At 63.7% G+C, this 12,363-nt stretch carries 14 protein-coding genes; 7 read left to right on the top strand and 7 right to left on the bottom strand.

The window, feature by feature from the left end; all coding sequences use genetic code 11:
* The first annotated feature begins 161 nt into the window (after nucleotides 1-161).
* From V5F23_RS10225 to cysG, 6 genes are all read left to right on the top strand, one after another.
* Nucleotides 162-2,567 (top strand): DNA translocase FtsK, encoded by a 2,406-nt coding sequence (locus V5F23_RS10225; RefSeq protein WP_042731104.1) that lies wholly within the window; start codon nucleotides 162-164, stop codon nucleotides 2,565-2,567.
* A 57-nt stretch (nucleotides 2,568-2,624) separates the two neighbouring features.
* Nucleotides 2,625-3,248: an outer membrane lipoprotein chaperone LolA gene (gene lolA / locus V5F23_RS10230; protein WP_042731103.1), complete on the top strand. Its 624-nt coding sequence runs from the start codon at nucleotides 2,625-2,627 to the stop codon at nucleotides 3,246-3,248.
* A gap of 145 nt (nucleotides 3,249-3,393) precedes the next feature.
* Nucleotides 3,394-4,719, top strand: a complete 1,326-nt coding sequence (locus V5F23_RS10235) for a replication-associated recombination protein A (RefSeq protein WP_042731102.1) — start codon at nucleotides 3,394-3,396, stop codon at nucleotides 4,717-4,719.
* Nucleotides 4,716-5,090 carry a fluoride efflux transporter CrcB gene (crcB, locus tag V5F23_RS10240; RefSeq protein WP_042731101.1) on the top strand — a complete coding sequence of 125 codons (375 nt, stop codon included), beginning with the start codon at nucleotides 4,716-4,718 and terminating at the stop codon, nucleotides 5,088-5,090. The genes V5F23_RS10235 and crcB overlap by 4 nt, the downstream gene beginning before the upstream one ends.
* Before the next feature lie 15 nt (nucleotides 5,091-5,105).
* Nucleotides 5,106-6,386, top strand: a complete 1,281-nt coding sequence (serS, locus tag V5F23_RS10245) for a serine--tRNA ligase (RefSeq protein WP_042731100.1) — start codon at nucleotides 5,106-5,108, stop codon at nucleotides 6,384-6,386.
* Nucleotides 6,387-7,781, top strand: coding sequence for a siroheme synthase CysG (cysG, locus tag V5F23_RS10250; RefSeq protein ID WP_047737197.1), 1,395 nt, complete (start codon nucleotides 6,387-6,389; stop codon nucleotides 7,779-7,781).
* Nucleotides 7,782-7,919: 138 nt separating this feature from the next.
* Here the strand turns inward: cysG and V5F23_RS10255 are convergent, their stop codons facing one another.
* From V5F23_RS10255 to V5F23_RS10285, 7 genes are all read right to left on the bottom strand, one after another.
* The gene (locus tag V5F23_RS10255; protein WP_042732608.1) at nucleotides 7,920-8,924 is read right to left on the bottom strand and encodes a glutathione S-transferase family protein; all 1,005 of its coding nucleotides are present in this window, start codon (nucleotides 8,922-8,924) and stop codon (nucleotides 7,920-7,922) included.
* An 88-nt stretch (nucleotides 8,925-9,012) separates the two neighbouring features.
* A complete protein-coding gene (locus tag V5F23_RS10260; RefSeq protein ID WP_042732607.1) occupies nucleotides 9,013-10,014 on the bottom strand; it encodes a glycosyl transferase family protein in 1,002 nt (333 codons plus the stop codon).
* Nucleotides 10,011-10,346, bottom strand: coding sequence for a TusE/DsrC/DsvC family sulfur relay protein (locus tag V5F23_RS10265; protein ID WP_042732606.1), 336 nt, complete (start codon nucleotides 10,344-10,346; stop codon nucleotides 10,011-10,013). The genes V5F23_RS10260 and V5F23_RS10265 overlap by 4 nt, the downstream gene beginning before the upstream one ends.
* The gene (gene tusB, locus V5F23_RS10270) at nucleotides 10,343-10,636 is read right to left on the bottom strand and encodes a sulfurtransferase complex subunit TusB (protein ID WP_042732605.1); all 294 of its coding nucleotides are present in this window, start codon (nucleotides 10,634-10,636) and stop codon (nucleotides 10,343-10,345) included. The genes V5F23_RS10265 and tusB overlap by 4 nt, the downstream gene beginning before the upstream one ends.
* The gene (gene tusC, locus V5F23_RS10275) at nucleotides 10,636-10,998 is read right to left on the bottom strand and encodes a sulfurtransferase complex subunit TusC (RefSeq protein WP_042732604.1); all 363 of its coding nucleotides are present in this window, start codon (nucleotides 10,996-10,998) and stop codon (nucleotides 10,636-10,638) included. Before tusC ends, tusB begins: the two co-directional genes overlap by 1 nt.
* Nucleotides 10,998-11,390, bottom strand: a complete 393-nt coding sequence (tusD, locus tag V5F23_RS10280; RefSeq protein ID WP_042732610.1) for a sulfurtransferase complex subunit TusD — start codon at nucleotides 11,388-11,390, stop codon at nucleotides 10,998-11,000. The genes tusC and tusD overlap by 1 nt, the downstream gene beginning before the upstream one ends.
* A gap of 128 nt (nucleotides 11,391-11,518) precedes the next feature.
* Entirely contained in the window at nucleotides 11,519-11,854 is a 336-nt protein-coding gene (locus V5F23_RS10285; RefSeq protein WP_123578775.1) for a DUF6388 family protein, read from the bottom strand.
* A gap of 130 nt (nucleotides 11,855-11,984) precedes the next feature.
* Here V5F23_RS10285 and V5F23_RS10290 point away from each other — a divergent pair, with 130 nt between their 5' ends.
* Nucleotides 11,985-12,335, top strand: coding sequence for a hypothetical protein (locus V5F23_RS10290; RefSeq protein ID WP_047737184.1), 351 nt, complete (start codon nucleotides 11,985-11,987; stop codon nucleotides 12,333-12,335).
* Nucleotides 12,336-12,363: the final 28 nt, after the last annotated feature.

Genomic DNA, 12,363 nt, shown 5'->3' on the forward strand with positions numbered 1-12,363 from the left:
AGATCAAAATTTTCGGCAGCACCTGCGGTTTTCTGGATGCACCTCACAGTGGTAAAAGTAGTACCGGTTGTGCACATTCACTTTTTTACCTGTTCGTCTTGAGCAGTTTTTTATAGTCATTCAACAGATGGACGCGCCGTTGGCGCAGGAAAAGAAGCGTTTTGAAGAAATCCACCGCAGCACCTAAAACAGTCGTTCCGCTCTGGCGCCAGCAATTGCACTACCGGCTCAAGGAAGGTGCGTTGATCGCGATCGGTGCCTTGTGCCTGTTCCTGATGATGGCTTTGCTAACCTACGGCAAGGACGATCCGGGCTGGAGCCACAACAGCAAGATCGAGGACGTGCAGAACTTCGGCGGGCCGGCCGGCTCCTACAGCGCCGACATCCTGTTCATGGTCCTGGGTTATTTCGCCTACATTTTCCCGTTGCTGCTGGCGATCAAGGCCTACCAGATCTTCCGCCAGCGCCACGAGCCGTGGGAGTGGAGCGGCTGGCTGTTCTCCTGGCGGCTGATCGGCCTGGTGTTCCTGGTGCTGTCGGGCGCTGCGCTGGCTCATATCCATTTCCATGCGCCCACCGGCTTGCCGGCCGGGGCGGGCGGGGCGCTGGGGGAAAGCCTCGGCGACCTGGCCAGGAACGCCTTGAACATCCAGGGCAGCACGCTGCTGTTCATCGCCCTGTTCCTGTTCGGCCTGACGGTGTTCACTGACCTGTCGTGGTTCAAGGTCATGGACGTCACCGGCAAGATCACCCTCGACCTGATCGAATTGATCCAGGGTGCGATGAACCGCTGGTGGGCGGCGCGCACCGAGCGCAAGCAACTGGTGGCGCAACTGCGTGAAGTCGACGACCGCGTCCACGACGTGGTGGCCCCGACGCTGCCGGACAAGCGCGAGCAGGCCAAGGTCAAGGAGCGCCTGATCGAACGCGAGCAGGCGTTGAGCAAACACATGTCCGAGCGCGAGAAGCAGGTGCCGCCGGTCATCAGCATGGCCCCGCCCAAGCCGCCGGAGCCGAGCAAGCGCGTGCAGAAGGAAAAACAGGTGCCGTTGTTCGTCGACAGCGCCGTGGAAGGCACCTTGCCGCCGATCTCGATCCTCGACCCGGCCGAAAAGAAACAGCTCAACTATTCTCCCGAATCCCTGGCGGCCGTCGGCCATCTGCTGGAGATCAAGCTCAAGGAGTTCGGGGTCGAGGTCTCGGTGGATTCGATTCACCCGGGCCCGGTCATTACCCGCTACGAGATCCAGCCGGCCGCCGGCGTGAAGGTCAGCCGCATCGCCAACCTGGCCAAGGACCTGGCACGTTCCCTGGCCGTGACCAGCGTGCGGGTGGTGGAAGTGATTCCCGGCAAGACCACCGTGGGCATCGAGATCCCCAACGAAGACCGGCAGATCGTGCGCTTCTCCGAAGTGCTGTCGACCACCGAGTACGACAACCACAAGTCGCCGGTCACCTTGGCCCTGGGCCACGACATCGGCGGCAAGCCGGTGATCACCGACCTGGCGAAGATGCCCCACCTGCTGGTGGCCGGTACCACCGGTTCGGGTAAGTCGGTGGGGGTGAACGCGATGATCCTGTCGATCCTGTTCAAGTCGGGCCCGGAAGACGCCAAGCTGATCATGATCGACCCGAAAATGCTCGAATTGTCGATCTACGAAGGCATTCCGCACTTGCTGTGCCCGGTGGTCACCGACATGAAAGACGCTGCCAACGCCTTGCGCTGGAGCGTCGCCGAGATGGAGCGCCGCTACAAGCTGATGGCGAAGATGGGCGTGCGCAACCTGTCGGGCTTCAATGCCAAGGTCAAGGAGGCCGAAGAGGCCGGCACCCCGCTGAGCGACCCGTTGTACCACCGCGAAAACATCCACGATGAAGCGCCGCTGCTGCACAAGCTGCCGACCATCGTGGTGGTGGTGGACGAATTCGCCGACATGATGATGATCGTCGGCAAGAAGGTCGAAGAGCTGATCGCCCGTATCGCCCAGAAGGCCCGTGCCGCCGGTATCCACCTGATCCTGGCGACCCAGCGGCCGTCGGTGGACGTGATCACCGGCCTGATCAAGGCCAACATCCCGACCCGCATGGCGTTCCAGGTGTCGAGCAAGATCGACTCGCGGACCATCATCGACCAGGGCGGTGCCGAGCAGTTGCTCGGTCACGGTGACATGCTCTACATGCCGCCGGGCACCAGCCTGCCGATCCGGGTCCATGGCGCGTTCGTTTCCGACGATGAAGTGCATCGCGTGGTGGAAGCCTGGAAGCTGCGCGGGGCACCTGAATACAACGACGACATTCTCAATGGCGTCGAGGAAGCCGGCAGTGGCTTCGAGGGCGGCAGCGGCGGCGGTGAAGAAGATGCTGAAACCGACGCGCTCTATGACGAAGCGGTGCAGTTCGTCCTGGAAAGCCGCCGGGCCTCGATTTCCGCGGTTCAGCGCAAGTTGAAGATCGGCTACAACCGCGCCGCGCGCATGATCGAAGCCATGGAAATGGCCGGGGTCGTGACGGCCATGAACACCAACGGCTCGCGCGAAGTGCTGGCGCCGGGCCCGATGCGCGACTAACGACCCGAGCGGCGTGCTTCACGCCGCTCGCCCCCCTATGAATTCATGAGGATTCCCATGCGCCTGATTCGCATGTTGCTGTTGCCCGTACTGGCCCTGACCACCTTGTCGGCCCACGCTGACGAAAAGGACGTGGCCCGCCTGACCCAGCTGTTGGAAACATCCAAGACCCTGACCGCGCGCTTCTCCCAACTGACCCTGGACGGCAGCGGCACCCAGTTGCAGGAAACCGCCGGCGACATGGCGCTGCAACGTCCAGGCCTGTTCTACTGGCACACCGATGCGCCGGCCGAGCAGTTGATGGTGTCCGATGGCAAGAAGGTCTCCTTGTGGGACCCGGACCTGGAGCAGGTCACCATCAAGACCCTCGACCAGCGCCTGACCCAGACCCCGGCGTTGCTGCTGTCGGGTGACATTTCCAAGATCAGCCAGAGCTTCGACATCAGCGCCAAGGAAGCGGGCGGCGTGATCGACTTCACCCTCAAGCCCAAGACCAAGGACAGCCTGTTCGACAGCCTGCGCCTGTCGTTCCGCAATGGCCTGGTCAATGACATGCAACTGATCGACAGCGTCGGCCAGCGCACCAATATCCTGTTCACCGGCGTGAAGGCCAACGAGCCGATCGCCGCGTCCAAGTTCAAGTTCGACATTCCCAAGGGTGCCGACGTCATCCAGGAATAAGCACAGCCGACTTGTGGGAGCGGGCTTGCCCGCGAATGCGATGTAACATTCAACATCAATGTTGACTGACCTGCCGCATTCGCGGGCAAGCCCGCTCCCACAAGGGTCTCCGGCAACAGGATCGAGTGAGGTTGCATAAGCAGTGATGGACCTGTTTCGAAGCGCACCGATTGCCCAGCCATTGGCCGCCCGCCTGCGCGCGACCAACCTGGATGAGTACGTCGGCCAGGAGCATGTGCTCGCCCGCGGCAAGCCGCTGCGCGAGGCCCTGGAGCAGGGGGCCCTGCACTCGATGATCTTCTGGGGCCCGCCGGGCGTGGGCAAGACCACCCTGGCGCGGTTGCTGGCGGAAGTTTCCGATGCCCACTTCGAGACGGTGTCCGCGGTGCTGGCCGGGGTCAAGGAAATCCGCCAGGCGGTGGAAGTGGCCAAGCAGCAGGCCGGCCAATACGGCAAGCGCACGATCCTGTTCGTCGACGAAGTGCACCGTTTCAACAAGTCCCAGCAGGACGCGTTCCTGCCGTACGTCGAGGACGGTACGCTGATCTTCATCGGCGCGACCACCGAGAATCCGTCGTTCGAACTCAACAACGCCTTGCTGTCGAGGGCGCGGGTCTATGTGCTCAGGAGCCTCGACGAGTCGGCGATGCGCAAGCTGGTGCACCGGGCGCTGACCGAGGAACGCGGCCTGGGCAAGCGCCAACTGACGCTTGACGAGGAAGGTTTCCAGATCCTGTGTGCCGCCGCCGACGGCGATGGCCGGCGGTTGCTCAACTTGCTGGAGAACGCGTCCGACCTGGCCGAGGACAACAGCGAGATCGGCGTCGAGCTGTTGCAAAGCCTGCTGGGCGATACCCGTCGTCGTTTCGACAAGGGCGGCGAGGCGTTCTACGACCAGATCTCGGCGCTGCACAAATCCATCCGCGGTTCCAATCCCGACGCGGCCTTGTACTGGTTCGCGCGGATGATCGATGGCGGTTGTGATCCGTTGTACTTGGCGCGGCGCGTGGTGCGCATGGCCAGCGAAGACATCGGCAACGCCGACCCGCGGGCCTTGAGCCTGTGCCTGGCGGCCTGGGATGTGCAGGAACGCCTCGGCAGCCCGGAAGGCGAACTTGCCGTGGCCCAGGCCATCACCTATCTGGCCTGCGCGCCCAAGAGCAATGCGGTGTACATGGGCTTCAAGGCCGCGATGCGCAGCGCCACCGAGCACGGCTCCCTCGAAGTACCGCTGCACCTGCGCAATGCGCCGACCAAGCTCATGAAACAGCTGGGCTATGGCGAAGAATACCGCTATGCCCATGATGAACCGGACGCCTACGCCGCCGGCGAGGATTATTTCCCCGAGGCCCTCGAACCCCAGCGGTTCTATGAACCCGTGCCCCGGGGCCTGGAATTGAAGATCGGCGAAAAGCTCAACCACCTGGCCCAACTCGATCGCCTGAGCCCACGGCAGCGGAGAAAACCTTGATCCCCCTGATCCTTGCAGTGTCCGCCGGCGGCGTGGCCGGCACGTTGTTGCGTTTCGCCACGGGCAATTGGATCAATGCAAATTGGCCCCGGTACTTCTATACCGCGACGCTCGCCGTTAATATCGTGGGCTGTCTGCTGATCGGCGTTCTATACGGTCTGTTTTTGATTCGTCCCGAAGTGCCCATTGAAATGCGCGCGGGGCTTATCGTCGGCTTCCTCGGCGGCCTGACGACTTTTTCATCCTTTTCACTGGATACGGTGCGCCTGCTGGAAAGCGGGCAGGTGCCGCTGGCCCTGGGCTATGCGGCCATCAGCGTATTCGGCGGGCTGCTCGCCACCTGGGTCGGCCTGTCCCTGACCAAACTTTGATAACGAGAGACCGACATGCTCGATTCCAAACTGTTACGTAGCAACCTCCAGGACGTAGCGGGCCGCCTGGCGTCCCGCGGCTTTGTCCTGGACGTCGCGCGCATCGAAGCGCTGGAAGAACAGCGCAAGACTGTCCAGACGACCACCGAGAAGCTCCAGGCCGAGCGCAACGCCATTTCCAAGAGCATCGGCCAGGCCAAGCAGCGCGGTGAGGATATTGCTCCGTTGATGGCCAGTGTCGAGAACATGGGCAGCGAACTCAACAACGGCAAGATTGCCCTCGACGCGATCCAGACCGAGCTGGACGCGATCCTGCTGGGCATTCCGAACCTGCCACACGAGTCGGTGCCGGTCGGTGAGGATGAAGACGGCAACGTCGAAGTGCGCCGCTGGGGGACGCCGAAGACTTTCGACTTCGCGGTACAGGACCATGTCGCCCTGGGCGAGAAGTTCGGCTGGCTGGATTTCGAAACCGCCGCCAAATTGTCCGGTGCCCGTTTTGCCTTGCTGCGTGGGCCGATCGCCCGCCTGCACCGCGCCCTGGCGCAATTCATGATCAACCTGCACGTGACCGAGCACGGGTACGAGGAAGCCTATACCCCGTACCTGGTCCAGGCGCCGGCTTTGCAAGGCACCGGCCAGTTGCCGAAATTCGAGGAGGATCTGTTCAAGATCGGCCGCGAAGGCGAGGCCGACCTGTACCTGATCCCGACCGCCGAAGTGTCGCTGACCAACATCGTGGCCGGCGAGATCGTCGACGCCAAGCAACTGCCGATCAAGTTCGTCGCCCACACCCCATGCTTCCGCAGCGAAGCCGGGGCATCGGGGCGCGACACCCGCGGGATGATCCGCCAGCACCAGTTCGACAAGGTCGAGATGGTGCAGATCGTCGAGCCTTCCAAGTCCATGGAAGCGCTTGAAAGCCTGACGGCCAACGCCGAGAAGGTTCTGCAACTGCTGGAGCTGCCGTATCGCACCCTGGCGCTGTGCACCGGCGACATGGGCTTCAGCGCGGTCAAGACCTATGACCTGGAAGTGTGGATCCCGAGCCAGGACAAGTACCGTGAGATTTCGTCGTGCTCCAACTGCGGCGACTTCCAGGCCCGCCGCATGCAGGCGCGTTTCCGTAACCCGGAGACCGGCAAGCCGGAACTGGTGCACACCCTCAATGGCTCCGGCCTGGCCGTGGGCCGGACCCTGGTGGCCGTGCTGGAAAACTACCAGCAGGCCGACGGCTCGATCCGTGTGCCCGAGGTGTTGAAGCCGTACATGGGCGGTATCGAGGTCATCGGCTAAATGGAATATTTGCCACTGTTCCACAACCTGCGCGGCAGTCGCGTACTGGTGGTTGGCGGCGGGGAGATTGCCTTGCGCAAGTCCCGCCTGCTGGCCGATGCCGGTGCGCTGTTGCGGGTGGTCGCACCCGAAATCGAACCGCAATTGCGCGAACTGGTGAGTGGCAGCGGTGGCGAATGCGTCCTGCGCGGTTACCTCGAAGCGGACCTGGACGGCTGCGGCCTGATCATCGCCGCCACTGACGACGAGGCACTCAACGCCCGGGTCTCGGCCGATGCCCATCGGCGCTGCGTGCCGGTCAACGTGGTGGACGCGCCGGCCCTGTGCAGCGTGATCTTCCCGGCGATCGTCGACCGTTCGCCGCTGGTGATCGCGGTGTCCAGTGGCGGTGATGCACCGGTGCTGGCGCGGTTGATCCGGGCCAAGCTGGAAACCTGGATTCCCTCGACCTACGGGCAACTTGCCGGCCTGGCGGCGCGGTTTCGCAGCCAGGTCAAGGGCCTGTTCCCGGACGTACAGCAACGCCGGGCGTTCTGGGAAGACGTGTTCCAGGGGCCGATCGCCGATCGCCAGTTGGCCGGGCAGGGCGCCGAGGCCGAGCGTCTGCTGCGCGAGAAGATCGCCGGCCAGGCGCCGCATGCGCCGGGCGAAGTCTACCTGGTGGGGGCAGGGCCCGGTGATCCGGACCTGCTGACCTTCCGCGCCTTGCGGCTGATGCAACAGGCGGATGTGGTGCTCTACGACCGCCTAGTGGCGCCCGCGATCCTCGAGCTGTGCCGGCGTGACGCCGAGCGGGTCTATGTGGGCAAGCGTCGTTCCGAACACGCCGTGCCCCAGGACCAGATCAACCAGCAACTGGTGGACCTGGCCCGACAGGGCAAGCGCGTGGTGCGGTTGAAGGGCGGCGATCCGTTCATTTTCGGTCGCGGCGGCGAAGAGATCGAAGAACTGGCCGCCCACGGCATCCCGTTCCAGGTCGTGCCGGGTATCACCGCGGCCAGTGGTTGCGCGGCGTACGCGGGCATTCCGTTGACCCACCGCGACCACGCCCAGTCGGTACGTTTCATCACGGGCCACCTCAAGGATGGCAGCAGCGACTTGCCGTGGGCAGACCTGGTTTCCCCGGCCCAGACGCTGGTGTTCTACATGGGGTTGGTGGGCTTGCCGATGATCTGCAGCGAGCTGATCAGGCATGGCCGCGCGGCGGATACGCCAGCGGCCTTGATCCAGCAAGGCACGACGGTCAACCAGCGGGTATTCACCGGCACCCTGGCAGACTTGCCGCGGCTGGTGGCGGAGCATGAGGTGCATGCACCGACGCTGGTGATCGTGGGGGAAGTGGTGCAACTGCGCGAGAAGCTGGCGTGGTTCGAAGGGGCCCAGGGGCAGGTCTGAAGACTGCGTCGCGCCCTTCGCGAGCAAGCCCGCTCCCACGTTGGATCGTTGTTCACCATGAATCGGTGGCCATACACGGTCCAGTGTGGGAGCGGGCTTGCTCGCGAAGAGGCCCTCAGTGACAACGGACTTCCCGGATCAATCCCCAGTCCCCCGCCAAATCCCTTTCCCACTCAACCGCGCCCGATCATGGGCCCCGGTGAAGTCCTGCTTCGGCCCCTTCGGTACGATCCCATTGGGGTTGATGGTCTTGTGGCTGCCGTAGTAATGACCCTGGATGTGAACGAAGTCCACGGTCTCGGCGATGCCCGGCCACTGGTACAACTCCCTCAACCAGTTCGACAGGTTCGGATAGTCGGCGATGCGCCGCAGGTTGCATTTGAAATGGCCGAAATACACCGCGTCGAAGCGAATGATCGTGGTGAACAGGCGGATGTCCGCCTCGGTCAGGTATTCACCGGCCAGGTAGCGGCGGCTGGCCAACAGGGCCTCCAGTTGGTCCAGCTCGGCGAACAGGCCGTCGAAGGCTTCTTCGTAGGCGGCTTGGGTGGTGGCGAACCCGGCGCGATACACGCCGTTGTTCACCGCCGGGTAGATCCGCTCGTTGAGCGCGTCGATCTCGCTGCGCAGGTGCGCCGGGTACAGGTCCAGGTGATTTTCAGTCAGGCCGTCGAATGCGCCGTTGAACATGCGGATGATCTCCGCCGATTCATTGTTGACGATGCGCCCCTGTTGCTTGTCCCACAGCACCGGCACGGTGACGCGGCCGGTGTAGTCGGCGGTGTCGGCGGTGTAGCGCTGGTGCAGGAAGTCGAGGTCGTCCAGTTTGTCGCCGGTGGAACCGTGGGTTTTGTCGAAGGTCCAGCCGTTTTCCAGCATCAGGTAGCTGACCACCGAGACGTCGATCAGGTTTTCCAAGCCTTTGAGCTTGCGGAAAATCAGCGTGCGGTGGGCCCAGGGACAGGCCAGGGAGACGTATAGATGATAGCGCCCGGCCTCGGCGGCAAAACCGCCCTCACCGCTAGGGCCGGCGCTGCCATCGGCGGTCACCCAGTGACGGCGCTGCGCCTGCTCGCGTTGGAAGCTGCCGTCCTTGCTTTCATACCACTGGTCCTGCCAGCGGCCTTCGACTAACAAACCCATCTCGATCTCCTCGACCTATAAACGTTGGAGAGGAGTCTATTCCGATAGGTTCGAACAAAAAGCGCAAAGGTTAGGCGTTAATCATCAGTTAAATCGAACGATCCCGGCCGTCCCAGTACTGGCGGGCGCGCTCGAACGCAGCTTCACGAGTCAGGCCCAGGCCGCGCAAGGCCAAGGCCATGGTGGCGATCAGGGCCAATTGCGGGTAGCTGTCCTGTACGTCACCGCGCCAGACGGCCTTCAAGTGTTCGGGGTCGAGGCTTTCCGGCTTGACGTGGCGCTGTTCGGCCAGTCGCGGCCATTGCTCGTCCCAGCTGACGCCGCCGGACGTTCCGTAGAGGTGGCTGTCGGCGTCCGGGTTGATCTCTATTTCGCCGCCGTCACCCTTGATCACGATGGCGGTATCGCCCAGCAAGCCGCTGGCTTCGCGGTGCACGGCCTGGTAGCCGGGGTGGAAAATGCTCTGCAACCCGCACCGTGCGCCCAGCGGGTTGAGGATCCGCGCCAGGGAATGGATAGGCGAACGCAACCCGAGGGTGTTGCGCAGGTCGATCATCCGTTGCATCTGCGGCGCCCAGTCCACCAGTGGCATGAAGGCCAGGCCGCCGTTGTCCAGGGCGCTGGCGACTTGCTGCCAGTCCCGGCACAGCGGGATTTGCAGAAAGCCCAGCAATTGTTCGGTGTAGAGCCGGCCCGCCGTATGAGCGCCGCCGCCGTGCATGAAGATCCGCACGCCGTTCTGCCCAAGGCACTTGGCTGCCAGCAGGTACCACGGCAAATGGCGTTTCTTGCCGGCGTAGGTTGGCCAGTCGAGGTCCACCGTCAACCCCGGCACGACCAGGCGCTCACGCAGGGCTTCGGTGAAACCGGCCATTTCCTCGGCGCTTTCTTCCTTGTGCCGCAACAGCATCAGGAAAGCGCCGAGCTGGGTGTCCTCGACCTGTTCATCCAGCACCAGGCCCATGGCCTGGCGCGCTTCTTCGCGGGTCAGGTTGCGGGCGCCGCGCTTGCCTTTGCCAAGGATGCGCACGAACGGGGCGAACGGATGTTCGGCAGGGGTCTCGAGGGTCAGCGAAGCAAAGTCGGTCATAGGCAATTCGTCGGTTTGGGCAGGCCCGCCAGCTTGGCGGCGAGTTTGGCGGGAGTGCCTTTGAACAGTCGGTTCAAGTGCAGGCTGTTGCCTTTGTCCGCGCCCAATTTCAGCGCGGTGTACTTGATCAGTGGCCGGGTCGCGGGGGAGAGCTGGAACTCGCGGTAGAAGCCGCGCAGCAGTTCGAGGATTTCCCAGTGCTCGGGGCTCAGTTCGATTTCTTCGGTGGCGGCCAGGGCCGTGGCGACATCGGCCGACCAGTCGTCCAGGTCGGCCAGGTAGCCGTCCTTGTCCAGCGCGATGGCGCGTTCGCCCACATTCAACGTGTTCATAGCCAGGTGTTGACCTTGTCATGCTCGATCGACAGTTCGACGAAGGCCGGATAGTCGATGGCCTTGGCCCAGTCTGGCGCTTGCAAGGCGCGGGCCTGGACGTCTTCAGCGAGCACGAACAGTTTCAGGCCGCGGCCCAGCAGGGTTTCAAACGGCGCGGTGCCAGGCCGTAGGGCATACGTCGCGTCGCCGCACAGCAGCAGGGCATCGTGTTCGCCGAATATGCGCAAGCAACTGGCGAAACGAGAGTCGCCGAAGGGCGAGTGAGACAATACGTGCAAGGTCGACATCAGAGGGTGATCACCTGGTCGTAGCGGTCAATGAGCGCGGCGATCTGTGCCGCGTCCAGTACATTCACGTCGTCCAGCGCCAGCGTGTCCGGGGCGACGCCGCGCTCGGCGGCGCTGTCGGCGCAGACAAACAGTTGCTCGACGCCGAACAGCGGCAGTGCCTGCAGGTTCGCGCTCAGGTCCTTCTGCTGGACGGCCCTGGCGTCTTGCGCCGCGAGTAACTGGAGCACGCCGTCGTCGAGAAACAGCAGGCCGATGGGCAGGTCGAACGCGCCGCCGGCCAGGACGATGTCCAGCGCTTCGCGGGCGCTCGGGCCCGACCATGGGGCCTGGCGGCTGATCAGCAGTAATGACTTGGGCATCAAGCGCCTCCAAAACAGATCAGGCGGTCCGCGTCCTGGATTGCATCGTGCAACTGGCCGAGGCCGGACAGGGCCCAGGGCGCCTCGACACTGGCCGCCGAACGCTGGTAGCGCTGGGCTTCCTCATCGTTCAACACACCCCGGCGCAACGCCGCGGCGATGCACACCACGCCGTCGAGCTGGTGGTCGCTGACGAACGTGCGCCATTCGCGTGGCAGGTCCTGTTCGTCCTGGGGCGTGACGATGCTGGCGCCGGCGTTATAGACGCCGTCCTGGTAGAAAAACAACCGCACGATTTCGTGCCCACCGGCCAGCGCAGCCTGGGCGAACAGCAAGGCACGGCGCGAGGAGGGCGCGTGGGCGGCGGAAAACAGCGCGATGGCGAACTTCATGACAGACCCGGTCAGCGAAACTGCGGCCATGATAAAGCTTTATGGGCGGTGGGGCGATTGCCAAGGGGGCTCGACACGAAGGGCATGGCGATCACTGTGTGGTGAGCGAGCTTGCTCCCTCGCCACGGTTACGGCTTGTCTTCAAGGCCATGCAGCTGGCAATACTCCGCCCAGTCCATCCCCGCCATTTCCGCCACTTCCTTGTGCACCTCCAGGCGCTGGGCCTGGTAGTCCTCGGGCGAGGCGGCGGTCAGTTGCAGGGTCAATTCCCAGGCGAACAGGTGCTGGCGCTCGGCCTCGGCTTCGAAGGCTTCATGCAGCCGTTCGGCGCGATATTGTTCGGCGGTCTCGCCCTTGGCCTGGGCGAGCAGCGGGTTGAGGGTGTCCAGTTCATGGCGCAGGTGCGGGCGTTCGTCGAGAAACCTTGCCAGGGCCCGTTCGTGTTGTTGTTCGGTTGCCGCCATGGTGACTCCTTTGGTTGATGGCCCACAGGTTGCGCGAATCGAGGCCTGCTGTCGCGGGTAAATTTCAGTAAAGCAGCGCGACGGTTCGGGTCCTAGTGCTACAGTCGGCTTTTTTCGGTGAGAGAACGCAATGCGAATGTTGACGGTGGCCCTGGCCGCTACCTTGCTGGCCGGCTGTGCGGGTTCGGCGATGAACCAGGCCCGGACCCAGGCGCCCTACAAGACCCTGGCCTCGGACAAGCCTGCGCAGGTCGTGGCCCAGTGCGTGCAGTTTGCCTGGCAGGACGAAGCAGTGTTCGGCGTCGATGCCGCGGCGTACCTGCAACCCGGCGAGAAGGGTGGCCTGACGGTGTACACCCGCTCCGCCGAATCGTTCGTCGATGTCCTGGCCGGCGCCAACGGCACCGCGTTGAACTACTACGCCCAGCACGACGACTTCGTCGCCAAGCGTCGGTTGGCGGCGCTGGCGACCTGTTTGTAAGTCGCCAGCCCAGCAGCCCTGTGGGCGT

The sequence above is a fragment of the Pseudomonas sp. WP18 genome (assembly GCF_036689585.1).
GTDB lineage: Bacteria > Pseudomonadota > Gammaproteobacteria > Pseudomonadales > Pseudomonadaceae > Aquipseudomonas > Aquipseudomonas chlororaphis_E.

Coding starts and splice junctions, on each gene's coding strand:
- lolA (WP_042731103.1), top strand. CDS start 2,625: ATGCGCCTGATTCGCATGTTGCTGTTGCCCGTACTGGCCCTGACCACC.
- V5F23_RS10235 (WP_042731102.1), top strand. CDS start 3,394: ATGGACCTGTTTCGAAGCGCACCGATTGCCCAGCCATTGGCCGCCCGC.
- serS (WP_042731100.1), top strand. CDS start 5,106: ATGCTCGATTCCAAACTGTTACGTAGCAACCTCCAGGACGTAGCGGGC.
- cysG (WP_047737197.1), top strand. CDS start 6,387: ATGGAATATTTGCCACTGTTCCACAACCTGCGCGGCAGTCGCGTACTG.
- V5F23_RS10255 (WP_042732608.1), bottom strand. CDS start 8,924: ATGGGTTTGTTAGTCGAAGGCCGCTGGCAGGACCAGTGGTATGAAAGC.
- V5F23_RS10260 (WP_042732607.1), bottom strand. CDS start 10,014: ATGACCGACTTTGCTTCGCTGACCCTCGAGACCCCTGCCGAACATCCG.
- V5F23_RS10265 (WP_042732606.1), bottom strand. CDS start 10,346: ATGAACACGTTGAATGTGGGCGAACGCGCCATCGCGCTGGACAAGGAC.
- tusB (WP_042732605.1), bottom strand. CDS start 10,636: ATGTCGACCTTGCACGTATTGTCTCACTCGCCCTTCGGCGACTCTCGT.
- tusC (WP_042732604.1), bottom strand. CDS start 10,998: ATGCCCAAGTCATTACTGCTGATCAGCCGCCAGGCCCCATGGTCGGGC.
- tusD (WP_042732610.1), bottom strand. CDS start 11,390: ATGAAGTTCGCCATCGCGCTGTTTTCCGCCGCCCACGCGCCCTCCTCG.
- V5F23_RS10285 (WP_123578775.1), bottom strand. CDS start 11,854: ATGGCGGCAACCGAACAACAACACGAACGGGCCCTGGCAAGGTTTCTC.
- V5F23_RS10290 (WP_047737184.1), top strand. CDS start 11,985: ATGCGAATGTTGACGGTGGCCCTGGCCGCTACCTTGCTGGCCGGCTGT.